Annotated in this window: 23 protein-coding genes and 2 riboswitches; of the genes, 21 read left to right on the forward strand and 2 right to left on the reverse strand. The window is 29.6% G+C overall.

All coding sequences use genetic code 11. The annotated features are described in order from the left end of the window. Positions 1-21: 21 nt before the first annotated feature. From smc to BS62_RS00895, 17 genes are all read left to right on the forward strand, one after another. Positions 22-3,579, forward strand: a complete 3,558-nt coding sequence (smc, locus tag BS62_RS00815; RefSeq protein ID WP_496489334.1) for a chromosome segregation protein SMC — start codon at positions 22-24, stop codon at positions 3,577-3,579. An 11-nt stretch (positions 3,580-3,590) separates the two neighbouring features. Then, positions 3,591-4,787 carry a signal recognition particle-docking protein FtsY gene (gene ftsY / locus BS62_RS00820; RefSeq protein WP_496489335.1) on the forward strand — a complete coding sequence of 399 codons (1,197 nt, stop codon included), beginning with the start codon at positions 3,591-3,593 and terminating at the stop codon, positions 4,785-4,787. A 104-nt stretch (positions 4,788-4,891) separates the two neighbouring features. Continuing rightward, a complete protein-coding gene (gene ylxM, locus BS62_RS00825; protein WP_496489336.1) occupies positions 4,892-5,260 on the forward strand; it encodes a YlxM family DNA-binding protein in 369 nt (122 codons plus the stop codon). Beyond that, complete coding sequence (ffh, locus tag BS62_RS00830; protein ID WP_496489337.1) at positions 5,257-6,606, forward strand: signal recognition particle protein; 1,350 nt, start codon at positions 5,257-5,259, stop codon at positions 6,604-6,606. Before ylxM ends, ffh begins: the two co-directional genes overlap by 4 nt. Positions 6,607-6,637: 31 nt before the next feature. Beyond that, complete coding sequence (gene rpsP / locus BS62_RS00835) at positions 6,638-6,910, forward strand: 30S ribosomal protein S16 (RefSeq protein WP_496489338.1); 273 nt, start codon at positions 6,638-6,640, stop codon at positions 6,908-6,910. A 22-nt stretch (positions 6,911-6,932) separates the two neighbouring features. Then, positions 6,933-7,160, forward strand: coding sequence for a KH domain-containing protein (locus BS62_RS00840; RefSeq protein WP_496489339.1), 228 nt, complete (start codon positions 6,933-6,935; stop codon positions 7,158-7,160). 90 nt (positions 7,161-7,250) lie between these two features. Further along, positions 7,251-7,766: a ribosome maturation factor RimM gene (gene rimM, locus BS62_RS00845; RefSeq protein WP_496489340.1), complete on the forward strand. Its 516-nt coding sequence runs from the start codon at positions 7,251-7,253 to the stop codon at positions 7,764-7,766. A gap of 22 nt (positions 7,767-7,788) precedes the next feature. Continuing rightward, a complete protein-coding gene (trmD, locus tag BS62_RS00850) occupies positions 7,789-8,523 on the forward strand; it encodes a tRNA (guanosine(37)-N1)-methyltransferase TrmD (RefSeq protein ID WP_496489341.1) in 735 nt (244 codons plus the stop codon). A 96-nt stretch (positions 8,524-8,619) separates the two neighbouring features. Next, positions 8,620-8,964: a 50S ribosomal protein L19 gene (gene rplS, locus BS62_RS00855; protein WP_496489342.1), complete on the forward strand. Its 345-nt coding sequence runs from the start codon at positions 8,620-8,622 to the stop codon at positions 8,962-8,964. 164 nt (positions 8,965-9,128) lie between these two features. Continuing rightward, positions 9,129-10,040: a ribosome biogenesis GTPase YlqF gene (gene ylqF, locus BS62_RS00860; RefSeq protein ID WP_496489343.1), complete on the forward strand. Its 912-nt coding sequence runs from the start codon at positions 9,129-9,131 to the stop codon at positions 10,038-10,040. A 138-nt stretch (positions 10,041-10,178) separates the two neighbouring features. After that, complete coding sequence (locus BS62_RS00865) at positions 10,179-10,370, forward strand: hypothetical protein (protein ID WP_496489344.1); 192 nt, start codon at positions 10,179-10,181, stop codon at positions 10,368-10,370. 205 nt (positions 10,371-10,575) lie between these two features. Then, on the forward strand, positions 10,576-11,853 hold the full coding sequence (gene brnQ, locus BS62_RS00870) for a branched-chain amino acid transport system II carrier protein (RefSeq protein WP_496489345.1): 1,278 nt from the start codon (positions 10,576-10,578) through the stop codon (positions 11,851-11,853). Between the two features lie 178 nt (positions 11,854-12,031). Beyond that, the gene (gene brnQ / locus BS62_RS00875) at positions 12,032-13,309 is read left to right on the forward strand and encodes a branched-chain amino acid transport system II carrier protein (RefSeq protein WP_496489346.1); all 1,278 of its coding nucleotides are present in this window, start codon (positions 12,032-12,034) and stop codon (positions 13,307-13,309) included. Between the two features lie 257 nt (positions 13,310-13,566). After that, positions 13,567-14,859, forward strand: coding sequence for a branched-chain amino acid transport system II carrier protein (gene brnQ / locus BS62_RS00880; RefSeq protein WP_496489347.1), 1,293 nt, complete (start codon positions 13,567-13,569; stop codon positions 14,857-14,859). Positions 14,860-14,972: 113 nt separating this feature from the next. Further along, positions 14,973-17,099, forward strand: coding sequence for an adenosylcobalamin-dependent ribonucleoside-diphosphate reductase (locus tag BS62_RS00885; protein ID WP_496489348.1), 2,127 nt, complete (start codon positions 14,973-14,975; stop codon positions 17,097-17,099). Positions 17,100-17,175: 76 nt separating this feature from the next. Next, the gene (locus BS62_RS00890; protein WP_496489349.1) at positions 17,176-17,394 is read left to right on the forward strand and encodes a DUF1413 domain-containing protein; all 219 of its coding nucleotides are present in this window, start codon (positions 17,176-17,178) and stop codon (positions 17,392-17,394) included. A 221-nt stretch (positions 17,395-17,615) separates the two neighbouring features. Beyond that, positions 17,616-17,780 carry a hypothetical protein gene (locus BS62_RS00895; protein WP_496489350.1) on the forward strand — a complete coding sequence of 55 codons (165 nt, stop codon included), beginning with the start codon at positions 17,616-17,618 and terminating at the stop codon, positions 17,778-17,780. Positions 17,781-17,857: 77 nt separating this feature from the next. Here the strand turns inward: BS62_RS00895 and lplA are convergent, their stop codons facing one another. Beyond that, positions 17,858-18,838 (reverse strand): lipoate--protein ligase, encoded by a 981-nt coding sequence (lplA, locus tag BS62_RS00900; RefSeq protein ID WP_496489351.1) that lies wholly within the window; start codon positions 18,836-18,838, stop codon positions 17,858-17,860. 201 nt (positions 18,839-19,039) lie between these two features. Further along, positions 19,040-19,138: riboswitch (glycine riboswitch) on the forward strand. A 3-nt stretch (positions 19,139-19,141) separates the two neighbouring features. Next, a riboswitch (glycine riboswitch) is annotated at positions 19,142-19,222 on the forward strand. Between the two features lie 63 nt (positions 19,223-19,285). Here lplA and gcvT point away from each other — a divergent pair. From gcvT to gcvPB, 4 genes are read left to right on the forward strand one after another with little or no spacing between them, the layout of a single operon-like run. After that, positions 19,286-20,392: a glycine cleavage system aminomethyltransferase GcvT gene (gcvT, locus tag BS62_RS00905; protein WP_496489352.1), complete on the forward strand. Its 1,107-nt coding sequence runs from the start codon at positions 19,286-19,288 to the stop codon at positions 20,390-20,392. A 56-nt stretch (positions 20,393-20,448) separates the two neighbouring features. Further along, positions 20,449-20,832: a glycine cleavage system protein GcvH gene (gene gcvH / locus BS62_RS00910; protein ID WP_496489353.1), complete on the forward strand. Its 384-nt coding sequence runs from the start codon at positions 20,449-20,451 to the stop codon at positions 20,830-20,832. A gap of 1 nt (position 20,833) precedes the next feature. Beyond that, entirely contained in the window at positions 20,834-22,177 is a 1,344-nt protein-coding gene (gene gcvPA, locus BS62_RS00915; RefSeq protein ID WP_496489354.1) for an aminomethyl-transferring glycine dehydrogenase subunit GcvPA, read from the forward strand. Next, positions 22,174-23,622, forward strand: coding sequence for an aminomethyl-transferring glycine dehydrogenase subunit GcvPB (gcvPB, locus tag BS62_RS00920; RefSeq protein WP_496489355.1), 1,449 nt, complete (start codon positions 22,174-22,176; stop codon positions 23,620-23,622). The genes gcvPA and gcvPB overlap by 4 nt, the downstream gene beginning before the upstream one ends. Before the next feature lie 43 nt (positions 23,623-23,665). On the opposite strand, the gene BS62_RS00925 is transcribed toward gcvPB, so the two are convergent. After that, entirely contained in the window at positions 23,666-24,289 is a 624-nt protein-coding gene (locus BS62_RS00925) for a TetR/AcrR family transcriptional regulator (protein ID WP_496489356.1), read from the reverse strand. Positions 24,290-24,454: the final 165 nt, after the last annotated feature.

The following is a 24,454-nucleotide window of genomic DNA, read 5'->3' on the forward strand; positions in this document are numbered from 1 at the left end:
ACATGAATGGAGTGAGTATGTTTGTATTTAAAAAAACTAGAACTCAAAGGATTTAAATCTTTCCCAAATAAGACTGATGTATTATTTAAAAATGGTATAACGTCTATAGTTGGACCTAATGGAAGTGGAAAAAGTAATATATCAGATGCAGTTAGATGGGTACTAGGAGAACAAAGTATAAAGAGCTTAAGGGGCGATAAGCTAGAAGACGTTATATTTGCGGGATCTGAAACTAGAAAACACATGAACTACTGTGAAGTAGAACTTACAATAGATAATAAAGATAATATACTAAACATAGATTTTAGTGAAGTTACAATTAAAAGAAAAGCTTATAAAAGTGGAGAAAGTGAGTTTTTCTTAAACAATAAACAATGTAGGCTAAAGGATATAAGAGAATTACTTCTAGATACTGGTATAGGAAAAGATGGATACTCTATTATAGAGCAAGGAAAAGTTGACGAAATATTAAGCAATAGCCCACACAATAGAAGAAAAATATTTGATGAAGCTTGCGGAATATCAAAATATAGATATAAAAAACAAGAAGCAGAAAGAAATCTAAAAAATACTAAAGAAAATCTAGATAGAATAAATGATATATATTTGGAAATAGAAAATCAACTAAAGCCAGTAGAGAATCAAAGAAATAAGGCTTTAAAATATATAGAGTTACAAGAAGACTTAAAGGTATTACAAGTAAATAATTATATAAAAGAAATTGAAGATATCGATAGACAATCAAAAGAAGTAAACAGTCATAATGAAGTATTGCAAGAGCAACTAAATTCTTTAGAGCAAGATAAGAATATTAGGGAAGAAGCAATAAACAATATACAAGAAAATATAGATAAAATAGAAGAAAATATAAATAACTCAAGTGAACATATAAATAAAATAAAATCTTCTATAGATAAAAAAGATGCAGACATGATTTTGTTAAATGAAAAAATAAACAATATAGAAAATGATAAATTGAGAAAAGAAAGTGATATACAAAATATAAATAAAACCATAGAAGAAAATAAAAAGAACTTAGAAAATATTAAGGTTGCTAAATTAGAATTAAGCAAAACTATAAAAGAACTTACTGATGAAAGGGATAGTGTAGCTATTTCTAATAATGATTGTAAAATTAACTTACATGATATAAATACAAAAGTAGAAAATTTAAAAGATGAAGTAATAGAATTATTAAACAAAAAACATAAGTTAAGTAATAAACTGTCTGGGTTTAATGCAAATTTAGATAATATAAATAATAGAGATAAAAATATACAGGAAGAACTAAAGTATTTACAAAAGAAAATAGAAGATAAAGAATTAGAATTAAAAAATTATATTAACTTAAAGACTGAAAATAGTGATGAAATTAAAAAATTAAATTTTAATAAGAATAATGAAATAAAAAATTCGGATAATATAAAAAATAATATAAAAGATATTGAAAACAAAATAAACAATACTAGATTAAAAATAAACGAATATAACTCAAAGTTAAATATATACGTTGAAATGGAAAATCAGTATGAAGGTTTTAATAAAGGTGTAAAAGAAATACTCAAAAATACAAAGCTAGAAGGTATTTATGGTGCGCTTGGTCAGTTAATAAAAGTTTCAAAACAATACGAAAAGGCAATAGAAGTTGCACTTGGAGGTTCTGTCCAAAATATAATAACTGAAAATGAAAATACAGCAAAGTCTGCAATTGAATACTTAAAGAAAAACAACTTAGGAAGAATAACTTTTTTGCCTATTAATATAATAAAAGAAAACAAAATAGATGAAAAGGACTTGAAAAATATAGACGGATACTTAAGTCTTGCATGTGAAGTTGTTCAAGTAGATAATAAGTATAAAAATATAATTGAAAATATTCTAGGAAGAACAATATTAGTAAAAGATATAGATATCGCTATTAAGTTAGGGAAATCTACTAATCATAAATACAAAATAGTTACATTAGATGGAGAAGTATTTAATCCAGGGGGCTCTCTTACAGGAGGGAGTACAAAGAATACTAGTAATATACTGTCTAGAAAGAGATTAATAGAAGAGTATGAAATTAATATAAAAAATGAACAAGTTGAATTGATTAATCTAGAAAAACAAGAAAAAGAACTACAAAAAGAGCTAGATAATAACCTAGATGTTATAAATGAAATACAAGATAAGTTAAATAAATGCGAAAAATATAGTGCAACGCTTGGTGCTAATATAGTTAATGGCGAAGAAGAAATAAAATTATTACAAGAGAGTAGATTAAAGTTTGAAAAGGAAAATAAGGGATTAAATGAAAACTTAGCTTATACAATAGAAGGTATAGATAAGTTGCAAATAGAAATATCTAACTTAGAAACACAACATAGCCAAAAACAAGGTGAAATTAAAAAATTAACAATGCAAAGCGAAAAATATAAAGTTATATATGAACAAGACAAAGAAAAACTTTATTTATTAAATTTAGAATTAGCTAGAAATAACCAGGTTTATGAAAATCAAGTAAAAGATGAAAGTAGAATAATAAAGGAATTAGAAGTATTAAATTACAATTTAGAAAGTTATAAAAATCAAATTAGTTATGACATGAGCAATAAAGATACTTTAGGTGAAGAGTTGATTTTGGCAAAAGTAGAAAAAGAAAATCTTATACAACAAATAAAAGACATACAAGAAAAATTTGAAGAAATGAAACTTCAAAGAAGTAGTTTAAGAAATGATTTAGGTTCTATTCAATTAGAATTAAGACATATAGATAGACAGTATATGGAATTAAAAGAAAGTATGTTCAAAATACAAAACAGAATAGAAAGAATTAAATCAAATAAAGAAAGCTATTATAATAAGTTATGGGAAGATTATGAAATAACTTTTGATGAAGCTTTAAAAATAAAAGATGACAATGTTATTATTGATAAAAAGAAAATAGAAAGTCTAAAAAATAGTATAAAAAAATTAGGAAATGTAAATATAGAATCAATAGAAAAATACGAAGAAATAAAAGAAAGATATGATTTTTATAATGAACAAAAAATAGATCTAGAAAAGTCTATAAAAATCATAGAGACATTAATACAAGATTTAGAAGAAAATATGAAAGCGGAATTTGCAATAAATTTCGATATAATAAATAATAATTTTAAAGTTGTATATTCAAAGTTATTTGGAGGTGGTTACGGAGAATTAAGATTAAGTAATCCACACAATATATTAGAAAGTGATATAGAGATAACAGCACAACCTCCAGGTAAGAAAATGAAAAACATAAACTTACTGTCAGGAGGAGAAAAGGCATTAACAGCCATAAGTATATTATTTGCAATTATTATAGCCAAACCTACTCCGTTTTGCATTTTAGATGAAATAGAAGCACCTTTAGATGATGCAAACATACATAGATTTGGAGAATTTCTAAGAGAACTATCTAGTGATACTCAATTTATAATAGTAACTCACAGAAGAGGGACTATGGAAGCTTCAGATTATATATATGGAGTTACTATGGAAGAAAAGGCAATATCTAAAGTTGTAAGTTTAAAACTTGAACAAGCAAGAGAACTAACAGAAGATGCTGTATAGGAGGGATTTTATTGCTTAAGAAAATATTTGGATTTGGAAAGAAAAAAGAAGAAATAAAAGAAGAATTAGATAGTAACTTAGAAGCAATTATAGAAGAAAATAATGAAGATGCAAAAGAAACAGAAATCGAAGAGGTAGTAGATAACGAAGAAATAAAAGAAGAAGCAGAAAACAATCTAGAAGCAATTATAAAAGAAAATGAAGAAGATATAAAAGAAGAAATAGAAGAAACTGTAGATAATGAAGAGCTAATAGAAGAGGTAGTAGAAGATAGCTTAGAAGAAGAGTCTACAAAAACAAGCTGGTTTAACAGATTAAAAGAAGGTTTGTCTAAAACTAAGCAGGGAATTACAGGTAAAATAGACGATGTATTAAAGTCTTACACTAAAGTAGATGAAGAATTACTTGAGGAATTAGAAGAAGTTCTAATAACTGCTGATGTAGGTGTTAATACTACTATGAAAATAATAGAGGAATTAAGAGATGTAATAAAAACTAAAAAAATAAGTGATGTATCAGATGTAAGAGGAGAATTAAAAATAATAGTTTCTAATATATTAGATGATGAAGATAGCAAACTAAATATAGAACCTTCACCATCTATAATACTTATGGTAGGAGTAAATGGAGTTGGAAAAACAACTACAATAGGAAAACTTGCTAGCAGATTTAAAAAAGAAGGAAAGAGTGTTTTAGTAGCAGCAGGGGATACATTTAGAGCTGCAGCTATAGAACAATTAGAAGTGTGGGCAGATAGAAGTGGTGTAGATATAATAAAGCATCAAGAAGGAGCTGACCCAGGTGCTGTTATATTTGATGCTGTAAAGGCAGCTAAAGCTAGAAATATAGATATATTACTTTGTGATACAGCTGGAAGACTTCATAATAAAACAAATTTAATGAATGAGCTTGGAAAAGTATTTAAAATAGTAGATAGAGAATATCCACAAGCTACAAAAGAAATATTATTAGTTGTAGATGCTACAACTGGTCAAAATGCTGTACAACAAGCAAAGACATTTAAAGAAGTTGCTAATATAAGTGGTATAGTACTTACCAAACTAGATGGTACAGCTAAAGGTGGAGTGGTACTTGCTGTTAAATCGGAAGTTGATGTTCCTGTAAAATTAATAGGTGTTGGAGAAAAGGTAGAAGATTTACAAGATTTTAATTCTAAAGCTTTTGCAGATGCATTATTTGGAGAATAATTAGCATTTTATAAATATATGTTGACAAGTTATTATATATAATATAAAATACAATAGTGTAAAGGAAATAACCTTTACAGTATAGTTAAATAGGAAGTGTTAAGATGGATTTAAATAAGGTTGTAGAAATTGGAATATTATTTGAAACTTATAAAGAGCTATTAACACAAAAACAAAGAGAAATAGTTAGTTTATACTATGATGAAGATCATTCTTTAGGTGAAATAAGTGAAAATTTAGGGGTATCTAGACAAGGAATATATGACACTCTAAAAAGATCTGAAAAAATACTTAAAGACTATGAAAGTAAATTAGGGTTAGTAGCTAAGCTAAATGAAAAAGATAAATTCATCGAAGAAATATATGATAAAATTGTTGACATTAAACAATACTTATTGCAAAATAAAGATTGTGCTAATTTGATCCCTAATATAGAAAATATAGAAGAAATATGTAGGGAGATGTTAAAATGATATTTGAAGGATTAGCAGATAAGCTTCAAGGAGCACTTGGAAAGCTTAAATCAAAAGGTAAACTTAATGAAAAAGATGTAAAAGATGCTATGAGAGAAGTAAAATTGGCTCTTTTAGAAGCTGATGTTAACTTCAAAGTAGTTAAAGATTTTATAAAAAAAGTACAAGATAGAGCTGTTGGGCAAGAAGTAATGCAAAGTTTAACTCCTGCACAACATGTTATAAAAATAGTAAATGAAGAACTTACAAGTTTAATGGGAGATGTTCAAAGTAAAGTTATGATATCTTCTAAACCTCCAACAGTTATAATGATGGTAGGTCTTCAAGGGGCAGGTAAAACTACTGCATCTGGTAAACTTGGAAGATATTTTAAGAAACAAGGCAAAAAGCCATTACTTGTGGCTTGTGATATATATAGACCTGCAGCCATAAAGCAATTACAAGTTGTAGGTGAAAAAATAGAAGTTCCTGTATTTAGTATGGGAGACAAAGAAAGTCCAGTAAATATTGCTAAAGCTGCATTATCACATGCACAAAAAAATAACAACGATTTAGTTATAATAGATACAGCGGGTAGACTTCATATAGATGAAGCTTTGATGGGTGAACTTAAAGATGTAAAATCTGAAGTTAGACCACATGAAATACTATTAGTTGTAGATGCAATGACTGGTCAAGATGCAGTAAATGTAGCAGAAAGCTTCAATGATGCACTTGGCATAGATGGTGTTATTTTAACTAAGCTAGATGGAGATACTAGAGGTGGAGCTGCTTTATCTATAAGATCTGTAACTCAAAAACCTATAAAGTTTGCAGGTATGGGTGAAAAATTAGATGATTTAGAACCGTTCCATCCAGATAGAATGGCATCTAGAATATTAGGTATGGGTGATGTATTAAGTTTAATAGAAAAAGCTCAAGAGTCAATAGACTTAGATAAAGCAAAAGAGCTTGAACAAAAATTCAAAAAACAAGAATTTGACTTTGAAGATTTCTTAGATCAAATGGAGCAATTAAAAAAGCTTGGACCACTTAACAAAATACTTGAAATGATACCAGGTATGGGTGGTATGAAGGAAGCTCAAGATTTAGATTTTAACAATAAAGAAATAGTTAAAGTAAAAGCGATAATTCAGTCTATGACTAGAGAAGAAAGAAGAAATCCAGGAGTATTAAATGCATCTAGAAAGAAAAGAATTGCAAGAGGTAGTGCAACTACTGTACAAGATGTAAATAGGCTTGTAAAGCAATTTGAAGAAATGAGAAAGATGATGAAAAAATTCTCAGGGATGGAAAAAAGTATGAAGAAGAGGGGAAGTACTGGTGGTTTCCCTTTCTTTAGATAATAGATATCAAAATTTCAGGAGGTATATGACAATGGCAGTAAAAATAAGATTAAAAAGAATGGGATCTAATAAAAAACCTTTCTATAGAATAGTTGTTGCAGACTCTCGTTCTCCAAGAGATGGTAAGTTCATAGAGGAAATAGGATTCTACAATCCAGTTTCTCAACCAAAGCAAATAAAAATAAATGATGAAAAGGCTGTTAAATGGTTAGCAGTAGGCGCTCAACCAACTGACACTGTTAAGTCTTTATTCTCTAAAAATGGTATAATAGAGAAATTCGAAGCTTCTAAGAAAGCTGAGTAGTTCTCGTTAGGAGTTGAATATTATGAAAGAGCTAGTTTTAAATATAGCTAGAGCTTTAGTAGATAACCCAGATGCTGTTTCTGTTGAAGAAATAGAAAATAATAATGAGATAATTCTTAAACTAAGAGTTGATCAAGAAGACATGGGTAAAGTAATAGGCAAACAAGGCAGAATAGCAAAGGCTATAAGAACTGTAGTTAGATCTGCTGCTAACAGAGAACAAAAAAGAGTTACTGTTGAAATAATATAAGGATTAGGTATATACCTAATCCTTTTTGCTGTATAATAATGGTATATATATGGACAAAATATTAAATATAAAATATAAGTAGGTGATAATATGGAAGAAAAAATAGAATATTTTAAAGTAGGCCAAATAGTAAGTACACAAGGATTAAAAGGAGATATGAGGGTATATACATTAACTGACTATCCTGAAAGATTTGAAGAATTAGACTGGGTTTATATGGAAGGTGATTTCCATACTAAACATGAAATAGAAAAGGTAAGATTCAAAGGTCAACTAGCAATAATAAAGATAAAAGGTATAGATAATGCAGATGATGTAGAAAAACTAAGATCTAAGTATTTATATGTACCTCGTGAAAATGCTAGAGAATTAGATGAAGATGAATTTTTCATATCAGATATGATAGGAATGGATGTATATACAGTTGAAGATGAATACATTGGAACTCTTAAAGAGGTATTACAATATAGTGCAAATGATGTATATGTTGTAAAAAATGAAGAAGGAAAAGAATATTTAATACCTGCAGTTATGGAATTTGTTCCAACTATAGATATAGAAAATAAAAAAATGATAATAAATCCTATAAAGGGCATGTTAGATTAGCATAATGTAAAGGATGGTTTAAATGAGATTTCATATAATGACGCTATTTCCAGATATATTTAAATCCTATATAAATGAAAGTATAATGAAAAGGGCTGTAGAAAAAAACATAATAGAAGTTAATATTTATAATATAAGGGATTTTTCTGAAAATAAGCATAAAAAAGCAGATGACTATCCTTTTGGTGGAGGAGCTGGGATGGTAATGACTCCACAGCCAATATACGATACTTATAAACATATAATTAACAAATTTAGTATACAAGATCCTAAGGTCATATACTTAACACCAAAAGGGAAAGTACATAACCAAACTATTGCAAGTGAAATGAGTAAATCTGAAGATATTATATTACTATGTGGACATTACGAAGGAATAGATCAAAGGATAATAGATTTAATAGTTACAGATGAAATATCTGTAGGTGATTATGTTTTAACAGGTGGTGAATTACCTGCACTTATACTTATAGATTCAATATCAAGGCTAATAACAGGGGTTTTAAATAAAGATGAATCCTTTGAAGAAGAGTCATTTAAAGATAATTTATTAGAATATCCCCATTATACTAGACCTAGGGAATTTATGAATATGGAAGTGCCTGATATATTATTGTCAGGAAATCATAAGAAAATAGATGAGTGGAGACGTAGTGAGTCAATACATATAACAGCAGAAAGAAGACCTGATTTAATTAAAAAAGCTAATCTAACTGAAAAAGAAAAAAAATACATCAAAAACATTGTAACTAAGTAGCATATGTAGTATAATTATGCTTGTTGGAAAAACGGACGTTCCTCTTCTTACACTGGTCGAGTAATTAAGAACGTCTATGACATAGGAGGAAAAAAAATGAACGAAATATTAAGATCATTAGAGCAAGCTCAATTAAAAAGCGATGTTCCTAACTTTGGACCTGGGGACACTGTAAAAGTACACGTAAGAATAGTTGAAGGTAAAAGAGAAAGAATCCAAATATTCGAAGGTACTGTATTAAAGAGACAAGGTGGAGGGGCAAGAGAAACTTTCACAGTTAGAAAAATGTCTTTCAACGTAGGTGTAGAAAGAACATTCCCTGTACACTCACCAAAATTAGAAAGAATAGAAGTAACTAGAAAAGGTAAGGTAAGAAGAGCTAAACTTAACTACTTAAGAGGTAGAGTAGGTAAAGCTGCTAAAATTAAACAAGCTAAATAATTTACTTTGCTATAAAGAGGGGACTGGTAAAATCAGTCCTCTTTTATTTTTAAGTAAATCATAATTTTAAACAGATAAACTTGAGTATAATACTATTAACTTATTTTAAAAATATATAATGTTGGAAATTATATATAAAAATATAAATGAAAGAAGTGATTAATATGGATGAAAATTATTTAATGAACGATAAGATGATTATAAATTGGTATCCTGGTCATATGAAAAAGACAAAGGAGCTAGTGAGAGACAATTTAAAATTAGTAGATGTAGTTGTAGAGCTTTTGGATGCGAGAATACCTTTTAGCAGTAGAAATCCCGATATCGATTCATTAACAGCTGGGAAGCCAAGAGTCGTAGTTTTGAATAAGTCTGATATGGCAGACAAGGAAAAACTAAAAAAGTGGGTAGAATATTATAGCAAATTAAATATTAAAGCTATTCCAGTAGACACCATAAACGGATTAGGAGTAAATAAAATAATAGAAGAATGTAAAAATGTGACAAGAGAAAAAATGCAGGCATTAATGGATAAGGGGAGAAGAGAAAGACCTATAAGATTAATGATAGTTGGAGTTCCAAATGTAGGTAAATCTTCGTTAATAAATAAGTTAACTGGTAGAAAAAGTACACAAACAGGTGATAAACCTGGTGTTACTAAAGGTAAGCAATGGGTTAAACTTAAAGGAAATTTAGAGCTTCTTGACACTCCAGGTATATTATGGCCTAAATTTGAAGATCAAGATGTAGCTCTAAATTTAGCTTTTAGTAGAGCTATAAAGGACGAAGTTCTAGATGTAGAAACATTAGCTCTAAAGCTTATAGAAAAACTTATGGTAATAGAACCTGAAAAGCTAAGAATAAGATATAAGTTAGAAAAATTAGGAGAAACACCTATTGAAACTATGGATATGATAGGTAAAAAAAGAGGTTTTTATTTAGGTGGACGTGAGTTAGACTATACAAGAATAGCTACAACTGTTTTAAATGAATTTAGAGAAGGCAAAATAGGAAATATGACTTTAGAGGTACCTCAAGATATAAAAGAAGAATTAAACAACAATGACAATAAATAAAAGCTGCTATTAATAGCAGCTTTTATTTATTTAACATATATTTAACGTAAATTTTACATAATCAATATGAAATGTATGTAATTTAATAATTCATTCAGCATAGATTATATAAATAAAAAAATTAAGGGGGGCTTTCATATGCTAGATAGATTTTTCGACCTTTTGGTAGCAAAATTGGATCTTGTTATGACTTTTGTAGGAGTATCTATTTTTTATCAATTTGCAGGAACAGATTTATTTGCTGCATTTTTATACCCAACAGTTTTAATGATGGGTGCATATGCAATATCTAGTGTAGATGAGTTAAAACAGGAATTATCAAAATCTTAAAGATATCTGGTATAGAATAGACATATATATGAAAGACTAAATTCTAGAATGAATTTAGTCTTTTTTCTATATATAAATAATTTTGAGAATATAAATACTATTCGGGATTTTTCTGTATGTATTGACAAATTTCGCGAAAACTTTAAAATAGTATTATAACAATCAATATTTAGAAAATTGTAATTTTAAAGAAAGAGGTGTACTTATGAACAAAAGAACTATGGATGTTATCACTGTAGGATTTGCATTATTTGCAATGTTCTTTGGAGCAGGTAACTTAATATTCCCACCATTCCTTGGTCTTACAGCAGGAACTCAATGGATGACAGGATTTACAGGGTTTGTAATTGCAGATGTTGGGTTAGCACTAATAACTGTATTTGCAGCAGCTAAAGCAGGAGGGTCTATGAGTGCTATATTAGACCTTGGAGGAAAGCGTCTAGGAGCATTCTTTGGAGCAGCTATAATGATATGTATAGGGCCACTATTAGCAATACCTAGAACAGGAGCAACAACATTTGAAATGGGTATAGCACCTGTAATGCCAGGATTTAGCCCAATATTATTCTCAGTAATATTCTTTGGATTAACATTAGTATTAACAATAAAGCCATCAAAGGTTATAGATATCATAGGACAATTTTTAACACCAGCACTTTTAATTGCATTAGCAGTTCTTATAATAAAAGGTATAATATCACCAATTGGTGAAATAAGTCCAGAACCAATGATAGATAATATATTCTCAAATGGTATAGCACAAGGATATCAAACAATGGATGCATTAGCTGCAGCAGCTTTTGCAGCAGTTATAATAACATCACTTGTTAATAAAGGCTATACAGGAGAAAAAGAAAAATTAAAATTAACGTTAGCGTCATCAGGAGTTGCTGCAATAGGATTAATACTTGTATATGGTGGTTTAGCATACTTAGGAGCAACTGTATCTACTATGTATGGAACTGATATATCACAAGCAGCTTTGGTTGTTACAATAACAGAACATATATTAGGAGGACCAGGTAAAGTAATACTTGGGATTATAGTTGCATTAGCATGTTTAACAACTTCTATAGGATTAACAGCTGCAGTTTCAGATTACTTTACAACTGTAACTAATGGAAAACTAAAATACGAACATTTAGTTATAGGAATATGCGTATTTAGTGCTATAGTATCTAACTTTGGAGTTAATGTTATAATACAATTTGCAGCTCCAATATTAACTATAGTTTACCCAGTAACAATGGTTCTTGTAATAATGAGTATATTCTCAAATGTAATAAAAAACAGTGCTATTGTTAAAGGTGCAACTTATATAACATTGTTTGTATCTATATTAACTACTGCACAAGGATTTGGAATGACAGTTCCATTTATAAATAGTTTACCACTAGCATCACTTGGATTTAACTGGATAGTTCCAGCTATAGTAGGTGGTATAGTAGGATCTTTCTTCGGTAAAAATAAGCAATCTATATAATGAAAAAAGAGTCCCATTTTGGGGCTTTTTTTTATTATATATAATAAATATTTATCATATTAAAAAAATTTTATATTTTTCAAAATTTTATATTGACTGAATATACTAAAACATTTAAAATATCAATAAGAGGCATAATATTTAGAAAATTGTTGAATTTTAGAAGGGGAGTGTATTTATGAACAAAAAGACTATGGATGTTATAGTTGTAGGATTTGCATTATTTGCAATGTTCTTCGGAGCAGGGAACTTAATATTCCCACCATTCTTAGGACTTACATCAGGAGATCAATGGGGAACAGGATTTATTGGATTTATAATTGCAGACGTAGGACTTGCACTAATAACAGTTTTAGCAGCAGCTAAAGCAGGTGGATCTATGAGTGCCATAATGAATATGGGAGGAAAACGTTTAGGTGCAATTTTCGGGGCAGCTATAATGATATGTGTAGGGCCACTACTAGCAATACCTAGAACAGGAGCAACAACATTTGAAATGGGTATATTACCTACAATGCCAGGATTTAGCCCAATACTATTCTCTGTAATATTCTTTGCATTAACATTAGTATTAACAATAAAACCATCAAAGGTTATAGATATCATAGGACAATTTTTAACACCAGCACTTTTAATAGCATTAGCAGTTCTTGTAATAAAAGGTATAGTAACACCTATAGGTGAAATAAGTACAGAACCAATGATAGCTAATGTTTTCTCAAATGGTATATCACAAGGATATCAAACACTGGATGCATTAGGAGCAGCAGCTTTTGCAGCTGTAATAATAACATCGCTTGTTAATAAAGGATATACTTCAGAATCAGATAAGATAAAATTAACTTTAATGTCATCATTAGTAGCAGGAGTAGGATTAATTCTTGTTTACGGAGGATTAACATACTTAGGTGCAACTGTATCTACTATGTACCCTCAAGATATATCACAAGCAACTTTAGTTGTTATAATAACAGAACATATACTAGGCGGACCAGGTAAGATAATACTTGCAGTTATAGTTGGCCTTGCATGTTTAACAACTTCTATAGGATTAACAGCTGCAGTTGCAGATTACTTCTCAACTGCAACTAATGGAAAACTTAAGTATGAACATTTAGTTATAGGAATATGTGTATTCAGTGCTGTAGTAGCTAACTTTGGAGTTAACTCAATAATAAAAGTTTCAGCACCAATACTTGTAGTACTTTATCCTGTACTAATAGTTCTTGTAGTAATGAGTATATTCGCAAATGTAATTAATAATGACGCTGTTTACAAAGGATCAGTATATGTAACTTTAGCTGTAAGTGTATTAACAGTAGCACAAGGATTTGGAGTAAATGTTCCATTTATAAATAGCTTACCACTAGCATCGCTTGGATTTAACTGGATAGTTCCAGCAATAGTAGGTGGTATAGCAGGATCATTCTTTGGTAAGAAAAAACAAGTTGTATAGTATATAAATAGAATATTAAACAATAAAAAGAATCTCAACTTTGAGATTCTTTTTGTTGTTTAAATTTATATTTATTAATTTGATAAAATTATATATATTATTGTGATTGTTGATAATTTTGCAATAGTTAATATTTTTGGAAAATTATAAATAAATTATATTTTCTGCGTTTTATATAATTCATTGACAATTTTTTAATTATTAGATAAACTGTTGTAAAATTATAAAAATTAAAAATGATGGGAGTTTTGGGAATTATGGAAATTAGGGGGAAGAAAAAGGTAATTGATATTATTGTTGTGGGATTTGCATTATTTGCAACATTTTTTGGAGCTGGTAATCTAATATTTCCGCCGTACATAGGTCTTACATCAGGATCACAGTGGATGACTGGTCTTACCGCATTTATAATTGCAGATGTAGGACTAGCATTACTAACTGTATTGGCAGCTGCAAAATCAGGGGGATCATTAAATGGCATTATAGAAAGATCTGGAAAGAAGTTTAGTTTAGTACTAGGTATCGCTATGGTAATATGTCTTGGTCCATTATTAGTAATACCAAGAACAGGAGCAACAACATTTGAAATGGGTATATTACCTAATATGCCAGGATTTAATCCGATATTATTTTCAGTAATATACTTTGGACTAACTATAATATTAGCAATAAAACCATCAAAGGTTGTTGATATAATAGGACAATTTTTAACACCAGCACTTTTAATTGCAATAGCATTTCTTATAATAAAAGGTATAATGACACCTTCTTTAGGTGAGATAAATCCAAATCCAACGATAGATAATGTTTTCTCAACTTCAATTGGACATGGATATCAAACAGCAGATGCGTTAATAGCAGCAGCTCTAGCATCTGTAATTTTAGCTTCACTTGTTAGTAGAGGATATACTGAAGAAAAAGAAAAAATAAAATTAACTATGTTAGCAGGACTTGTAGCTTCAATAGGATTAATTCTTGTATATGCAGGATTAACATATTTAGGAGCAAAAGTATCCACTCAATACGGCATGGATATATCTCAAACAGCTTTAGTTGTCGCAATAACTGAAAGCATATTAGGAGGTCCAGGTAAGATATTACTTGGAATTATTGTTACACTTGCATGTTTAACTACAGCTATAGGTTTGACAGCTGCAACAGCAGATTACTTTACAGATATTACTAATGGAAAACTTAAGTACTCAACAGTTGTTATAGCCGTAAGTATATTTAGTTGTGTAATTTCTAACTTTGGAGTTAATAAAATAATACAATTTGCAAATCCGGTAGTTTCAATAGTTTATCCTGTAACAGTAGTTCTTGTAATAACGAGTATATTCTCAAATGTAATAAAAAGCGACAATGTTGTTAAGGGGGCTGCTTATACAACATTAGTTATAGCTATATTAACTGTCTTACAAGACTTTGGAATATCAATTCCGTTTGTAAATAGTTTACCACTAGCATCACTTGGATTTAACTGGTTAGTACCAGCAATAGTAGGTGGTATAGTAGGGTCATTCTTCGTAAAGAAAAAACAAACTGCATAATTACATAATAAGGGAGTCTCGACTTGAGGCTCTTTTATTTTGCAAAAAATTTATATTTAAATACAAATAATTGGGTATATAAATATAGATAGCAAAAACTAAGGAGTGAGTATATGAAATATATAACTAAAAGAGACGGAAGTTTAGAAAAATTTAACCATATAAAAATATACGATGCTGTATATAAATCTACTTTATCTAATGAAAAAGGACCTGATGAAAAACTGGCTGCATATATATCTGAATATGTAAAAGATATAGTAGTAAATGATAATAGGACATACAGTGTGGAGGAAATACAAGACTTAGTAGAAGTTGTACTAATGGAATCTAATAGAAAAGATGTAGCAAAATACTATATATTGTATAGAGAAAAAAGATCAGCCATGAGAAATAAGCCTTGGGATATGAATGATCTACAAAAGTCTATATGGAGCAATAAATACAGATATAATAATGAAGCTTTTGACGAGTGGATAAATCGTGTCTCAGGAGGAAATACCCGTATAGAAAAATTAATAAGACAGAAAAAGTTTTTATTTGCAGGTAGAATACTTGCAAATAGGGGTCTTTATAAAGACGACATAAAGGTAACCTATTCTAATTGCTATGTATTAAGTCCACCAGAGGACAATATTGAAAGTATATTTGATACTGCTAAAAGTTTGGCTAGAACATTTAGTTATGGTGGGGGAGCTGGGCTTGATATATCAAAGCTAAGACCTAAAGGTGCTAAGGTAAATAACGCAGCTAGAACTACTACAGGATCAGTATCCTTTATGGATTTATATAGTATGGTCACAGGACTTATAGGGCAAAAAGGCCGTAGAGGTGCTTTGATGTTAAGTATGGATGTAAGTCATCCTGATATAGAGGAATTTATAGATATAAAAAATGACTTGAATAAAGTAACAAAAGCAAATATATCTGTAAAAATAACTGATGAATTTATGAAGTGTGTTAAGAATAGAGAAGAACATAGTTGTACATTTATAGTTGAATCAACAAAAGAAAAAATAATTAAAAAAGTTGATGCATATAATTTATTTATTAAGCTTACTAAAAATAATTGGAATTTTGCAGAACCAGGTATATTGTTTTGGGATAAAATAAATAATTGGCATTTAATGAGTGAAGATAAGGAGTTTTATTATGCAGGTGTTAATCCATGTGCTGAAGAGCCTCTGCCACCAGGAGGTAGCTGTTTATTAGGGTCTATAAATTTATCACAATTTATAGTACAACCATATACAAAAAGCGCAAGTTTTGATTTTAATAAATTTAAATCTTGTGTAAAAGAATGTGTAATAGCTTTAAATGAAGTTTTAGATGAGGGATTATCTCTACATCCATTAGAAGAACAAAGGATAAGTGTATCAAAGTATAGACAAATAGGCCTTGGGGTTATGGGAATAGCGGACATGCTTATAAAACTAAATATGAGATATGGATCTGATGAATCTATAAAACTTTGCGAAGAGATAGCTAATACTATGTTAAATAATGCCATTAAGCAATCTGCATTACTTGCAAAAGATTTCGGTCCTTTTGAAAAATACAATGAAGAAGCTATATTTAACTCCCCATTTTTTATTCGAAACATAGATCCAAAAGTAAAAGCTTTAGTAAAAAGATATGGAATCAGAAACTCACAGCTACTTACTATACCACCTACAGGATCTATATCTACTATGTTAGGTATAAGTGGAGGAATAGAGCCTATTTTTAATTTATCGTATATAAGAAAAACTGAGAGCTTGCATGATGAAGAAGTTTATTACAAAGTTTATACCCCTATAGTTAAAGAATATATGGATTTTAATGGGATTAATGATGAAAATGAATTACCTAATGTATTTGCAACAGCTATGAATTTGGATTATAAAGATAGAATAAAAATGCAAAATGCTTGGCAAAAATATATAGATGCATCTATATCATCTACAATAAATATTCCTTATGAATTCCCTATTGAAAGTGTATATGATATATATATGAATGCATGGGAAAGCGGATTAAAGGGAGTTACTATATATAGAGATGGTTGCCAGAGAAGCGGAGTTCTTATAAATGAAAAAACTAAAAAAGAAATTATTGAAGAAAAAGTCGAAGAGTTAACTATGACAGCCGATAATAACGAAAAAATACCATTTAAGTGTCCAGAATGTGGATTTGAAGGTATAACTGCTACAGGTGGATGTACATTATGCCCAGAATGTGGTTATAGTGGTTGTAATTAGTATTATATTCCTAGCAAATAATAATTATTTATATGGTGATAATAATTTATGAATAATACAAAAGGAGGAAATAAAAATGCAAGATAAAAGCCATATAGATAAAAGTAAATTAGACAAAGTTCCATCAGGACATCCATTTGAGTATAGAGATATTGTAAGTGAAGATTTACCAATGAGTGAACATACTATAGATGGCCGTAGATTTAAAAATGAAGTGCAAAATGGAGAATATGAAAATGTTAAAATTGATGACGAAAATCCAGGTAATAGAATATTGTATAGAAAACTAAAATAAAGTTTAAAAAGCCTTGTTAACAAAATTTACAAGGCTTTTTTGAGCAACGGTCCTGCTTCTCAAGGCCGTTGGCGACATGAGCAAAGCGAATTTTTGTTTAAAATGAGAGAGAAATGTCGTAAATAAATTTTAAATTTATGTATAACATAATGCTATATAGTCATATAATAACTTAAACCAAAAATGGTAACAAACTAAAAAATTAAAAAGGAGTGATAACTATGCCATTTGTAAACAGCATAGCAAAATCTGAAACAAGAGGTTCAAAATGTTCTTTATGTGGTAATGAGGTTAAGGAAAATGAATTTTCAGTAGCTTATGATAAGGAAAATTCAAATCTAGTATGTCTTTGTAAAGAATGTGAAGAGGTACCAAAATGGAAATAGACATTAGCGATATTAAAAGATTAGATATTACTTAAAAAGAGCCCTACATTATATAAATGAAGGCTCTTTTTTAATTTTTATATTAATCCATTAACAATGTCTTCTATTGTAGCGCCAGCCATATAATCGTCAATGTCAATATTTGATAATATAGATTTTATTTCTTCCTCATTATGTTTTGTTCCTATTAGTAAAGTTTCAATATCAGAGACATTAGACTTTCCGAAAAAGTCTCCGCATACTTTAATATCAGTTATTATTCCCTTTTCAACATTTAAATAAAATTCTATATTTCCACCTGCATACTTTAATTCATTCATTAGGGTGTATTTAGGTGAGTTTCCAAAATTCCACTCCCAAGTATTGTATTTTTCATCGTATAACTTTTTTATGTTATTTAAATCATCTTCTGAGAATTTATAAATTTTATAATCAGTATTTGTTTGGGATATATGTTTCATAATCATATCTTTAAATTCTAATATGGTTAAAGGGCTTTTTAGATGTTCACTAATATTTGTTACCCTACTTGCTACTGACTTTACGCCTTTTCCTTCAAATTTAGATGGCTTTACCTTTAGAGCAGAAGAGATATCTGTTATTACTGAAGTAAATAATAAAGTACCATGATGCATAACTTTGTTTTTATAATTGCATTGAGCATTTCCTGAGAATTTCTTGCCTGATATGGTTAAGTCGTTTCTTCCAGAAAATTCAGCGTCTACAGATAATTCTTTTAGTATATCTATAATAGGCTGGGTAAACTTTCTAAAATTATTAAAGCTTTTAGCATCATCTGTTGATATAAAAGTAAAGTTTAAATTTCCTAAGTCGTGAAATACGGCTCCTCCCCCTGTTAACCTTCTAACTACAGGTATAGACTTTTCTTTAACATAGTCATAATTTATTTCTGACAATGTATTTTGATTTTTACCCACAATAATTGAAGGATCATTTCTCCATAACATAAAAACATCTTCATTAAAGTTTTTTAATATGTATTCCTCCGCTGCTAAATTAAAATTAGGATTTGTGAGATTATTATCAATAAATAGCATATTTATCCCCCTTGATTATTTATTTTATTAAATACTATCAGATATATTATTAGAATTCAACAGTATATTATTATCTTAAAAGATAGCATCTATAAGTAGCTAATATTACACTTGTTAAGATATTAATTAAGGTACTTTTTTGTAAATACTATAGTATAATAACAACATAAAGGAAAATTTTAGAAAATTTAATATTATCAGACGATATTAGCGGGAGATATCCATTAGGGTAGCCGAAGAAGCAATAAATTAATGCCGATTAATTTAGAATCTTTCAGGCAAAGGGACTGTTAATTGATGATACTCTGGAAAGTCCCGTTAGGGCGCCGAAGAAGAAAGGTAAGTTTAAAAGTTTTACCAAAGCTTTCAGGTAAATATACAGAGATATGAAGGCGTATATTACTTATGCTTTCATATCTCTTTTTAATTTATAAAGGGGGTGTATTAATGGATAATGTAAAAAAAACTACACTATATGATGCACATAATAAGTATGGGGGAAAGATTATAGAATTTGCTGGATGGCTTATGCCGGTACAGTATGAGGGCATAATTGAAGAACATGAAGCAGTGAGAAACAATGCTGGGTTATTCGATGTATCACATATGGGAGAGGTAGAAGTAAAGGGTAGAGATGCATTTAAATATGTTCAAAACTTAGTTACAAATGACATAGGTTTGCTTGTAGACAACCAGGTAATATATACATTTATGTGTTATGAAGATGGTGGAATAGTTGATGATCTTTTGGTTTATAAATTTGATGAAGATCATTACTATTTAGTTATTAACGCTGGAAATATAGAAAAAGATTTTGAATGGATGATCAATAATAAAGAAAGTTATGAAGTTGAAGTTGTAAATATTTCTAGTGAAGTTTCTGAAGTTGCAATTCAAGGACCAAAAGCTCAAGAAATACTTCAAAATTTAACAGATTTTAATTTAGATGAAATAAAGTTTTTTTACTGCAAAAGAGATGTATTAATTGATGGAGTCAAATGCCTTGTTTCAAGAACAGGTTATACAGGGGAAGATGGATTTGAAATTTATACTGAAAATCAGTACATTGAAAAAATTTGGGATAGTATATTAGAGACAGGAAAGCCTTATGGCATTAAGCCAGCGGGATTAGGTTGTAGAGATACATTGAGATTTGAAGTAGCTCTGCCTTTATATGGAAATGAGATATCAAAAGATATAACGCCATTAGAAGCAGGATTAGGATATTTTGTAAAACTAAATAAAGAGAGCTTTATAGGTAGAGAGGCTCTTATAAAACAAAAGAATGACGGGTTAAATAGAAAGCTTGTTGGTTTTGAATTAAAGGGAAGAGGAATTCCAAGACATGGTTACTCAGTTGAATTTAATGGTGAGAATATTGGAGTTGTAACTACTGGTTATTTTTCACCAACTCTTAAAAAAAATATAGGTCTAGCTCTTATAGATTCTAAGTATGCTGATTTAGGAACTGAAATAGATATTTTAATTAGAAATAAACCTGTAAAAGCTGAAGTTATTAATAAGAAATTCTACAAAAAAAATTATAAAGAATAAAGCAAGTTACAAATTAATAAATTTTTTATTAAGAATAAACTATAGGGGGATTAATTATGAAAATTTTAGAAGGATTACTTTATAGCAAGGACCACGAATGGGTAAAGGTAGATGGAGATAAAGCTTATATTGGAATTACTGATTTTGCTCAACATGCTCTGGGAAGTATTGTTTATGTTGAATTACCTGAACTAGATACAGAATTAAGTGCTAATGATACATTTGGTGCTGTAGAGTCAGTTAAGGCAGCTTCTGATTTATTTATTCCAATTGATGGTGTAGTAGTTGAAGTAAACGAAGCTTTAGAAGATAATCCTGAGCTGGTAAATGAAGATGCTTTTAAAAATTGGATGATTGTTGTTGAAATATCAGACAAATCTCAGCTAGAGGATTTATTATCAGCAAATGATTACGAAGAGTTTTGTAGCAAGGAGGCATAATATGTTTCCTTATATACCTAATACTGATTTAGAACGAAAAAAGATGCTTGAAAGTATTGGAATAAATAATGTTGAAGAATTGTTTATTGATATTCCTGAAAATGTAAAATTAAACAGAAGACTAGATATTAATGGGCCAATGTCAGAACTTGAAGTAAGCAAGGAAATAAAAGATATTTCAAATAAAAATCTAAATAATGAAGATTTAGTTTGTTTTCTTGGAGCAGGTTCATATGACCATTATATACCTTCAGTTGTAAGGCATATTACATCGCGATCAGAATTTTACACTGCTTATACTCCTTACCAACCAGAAATAAGCCAAGGTACCCTTCAAGTAATTTTTGAATATCAGACAATGATTGCAGAACTTACAGGAATGGATGTATCAAACGCTTCTATGTACGATGGAGCTACGGCATGTGCTGAAGCAGCTATGGTTTCTATGGCAAGTACAAAGAGAAAAAATGTAGTAGTTTCTAAAACTGTAAATCCTGAAACTAGAAAAGTATTAGAAACATACATGAGATTCCATGGTGGAGAAGTTATAGAAGTAGATTTTAGAGATGGAGAAACAGATATAGAAAGCCTAAATAAATCAGTAGATAAAAATACTGCTTGTGTTATTGTTCAAAATCCAAACTTTTTTGGAGTAGTAGAGGATTTAACTGAAGTTGAAAAAATAACACATGCAAATAAGGCATTGTTAGTAATGAATGTTGATCCAATATCATTAGGTGTTTTAAAAACTCCGGGAGAAATCGGGGCAGATATTGCTGTAGGGGAAGGGCAATCTTTAGGAAATGCTATGAATTTTGGAGGTCCATATTTAGGATTTATGGCTTCATCTTCAAAGCTTATGAGAAAATTACCAGGAAGAATGATAGGGCAAACAGAGGATTTAGATGGAAATAGAGCCTTTGTCTTGACTCTTCAAGCTAGAGAACAACACATAAGAAGAGAAAAGGCAACATCAAATATATGTTCAAATCAAGCATTAAATGCCCTTGCAGCTACTGTTTATATGTCTGTTATGGGTAAAGATGGTATTAGAGAAGTAGCTAAGCAGTGCATGCAAAAATCTCACTATGCTTATAACGAGTTAATAAAATCAGGAAAATGTAAATCTGTTTTTAACAAACCATTTTTTAAAGAGTTTGCAGTAGAAGCTATGGAAGATACAAATAAGGTTAATGATAAGCTTTTAAAGGAAGGTATTTTAGGTGGATATTCCTTAGAAAAAGACTATCCTCAATTAAAGAATTCTATTTTATTCTGTGTAACGGAAAAGAGAAGTAAAGAAGAAATAGATAAGTTAGTTAAATTGATGGAGGGGATAGTATGAAGGAATATAATAAATTAATATTTGAAATATCAAAAGAAGGAAGAACTGCCTATAGGCTTCCAAAGTGCGATGTACCTGAGTACAATGAAGAATTAATTCCAGAGCATTTACTTAGAAATAAAACCTTGGAACTACCAGAGGTTAGTGAAGTAGATGTTGTAAGACATTATACTTTATTATCAAATAAAAATTATGGTTTAGATGCTGGTTTTTATCCACTTGGCTCTTGTACTATGAAATATAATCCCAAAATTAATGAAGATATGGCTTCACTTCCTAAATTTACAGGTGTTCATCCATACCAACCAGAAGATACTGCTCAAGGATGTCTTGAACTTATGTACAATTTAGAAGAAAAGCTTTCAGAAATAGTTGGAATGGACGGATTTTCATTACAACCAGCAGCAGGATCACATGGTGAGCTTGCAGGGCTTATGATAATAAAAGCTTATCATGAAAGTAGAGGAGACTATAATAGAAAGAAAATAATAGTTCCAGATTCTGCCCATGGTACTAACCCTGCCAGTGCTTCTGTTGCAGGATTTGACATTATTGAAATAAAATCTGACGAATATGGAAATGTTGATTTAGAAAATCTAAAAGCTGTTTTAGGTGAAGATATTGCCGGACTTATGCTTACTAATCCAAGTACTCTTGGTTTATTTGAAACTAACATAAGTGAAATAGCAGGCCTTGTTCACGGAGCAGGGGGACTTCTATATTATGATGGAGCTAACACAAATGCCATAATGGGAATAACAAGACCAGGAGATATGGGATTTGATGTTGTTCACTTAAACCTTCATAAAACATTTTCTACTCCACATGGTGGGGGAGGTCCAGGAAGTGGTCCTGTAGGAGTAAAAAAAGCGTTGATACCATATCTTCCTGTACCTATTATAGAAAAGGTTGACAATGAGTACTTATTAAACTACGATAAACCTAAATCAATAGGAAAAATAAAAAATTTCTATGGAAACTTTGGAGTACTTGTAAGGGCTTATACTTATATTCTTACTATGGGTGCAGAAGGTCTTAAGAAGACAAGTGAAACTGCAGTTTTAAATGCTAATTATATGAAGGAAAAGCTTAAAGACTATTATATGACAGCAGATGGAGTATGTAAGCATGAGTTTGTTTTAGCTGGACTAAAAAATCGCGGTGATAACGTTACAACATTAGATGTGGCAAAGAGAATTATAGACTATGGATATCATCCTCCTACTATATACTTCCCATTAATTGTTGATAGTGCGATCATGATAGAGCCTACTGAAACCGAGAATATTGAAACTCTTGATGCTTTTGTAGAGGCTATGATAAATATCGCAAAAGAAGCTTTTGAAAGTCCAGAACTACTGAAAAATGCACCACATAATACTTTAGTAAGAAGAGTAGATGATGTAAAGGCTGCAAGAAATCCAGTATTAAGATGGACTAAATAATCTTAAATTTGAATATTTTAACACTCTAAAATTTAAATTGATTTTAGGGTGTTTTTTTATTGTTTTTTAATCCTATTACTCCAAATGGGCCAAGTAAAAAGAGTTTTGTTAAAATAGATGCCATATCCTTTGGAGATTTTTTCATACCGCTTTCAACCCATTGTTGAACTACCCCTAAGTGTGCAGAAAGTACATAAGAAATAAAATATTCCTCTGGTACCAACATGTTTTCTTTGTTAAAAGTTTTAGACAATCCCTTTTCAAATAAATTAGTTTCTATAAACTTTTTAATTTTACTATGAAATATAGGATCACCTTTTGGACCTAAAATAGCCTTCATAAAATTAGAGTTCTCTTTAAAATATTCAAAGAGTTTTATCATAAAAGGGAGGGGTTCGTTTAGAGCGTCTATATTCAATAAATTTATAGAATCAATATCCTTTGTCTGTTCTTGGATTTCTTGTATGACTTCATTTTCAACTTTTTCTAATAAGTCATATTTATCAGTATAATGTAGATAAAAAGTTCCTCTATTTATATCTGCCCTTTTAGTTAAGTCAGTAACTGAAATATCGTTAAATCCCTTTTCTTCAATTAACTCTGATAAGGCATTTCTTATCATTTTTTTTGTTCGTATTGTTCTTCTATCATTAATTACCTTTGCCATTTTTATTTCCCCATTTTCTAATTATATTTACAAATTTTAATAGACAGTTTTATCTAAATTGTTGAATACTAAACGTTTTAAAAATTAATGTTCATTGCATCAAATCATATATTTATTATAATATACATATAAATAATTAATCAACAAAGTGTTTATAAAGTAAAA

Source organism: Sporacetigenium mesophilum DSM 16796 (genome assembly GCF_059569055.1).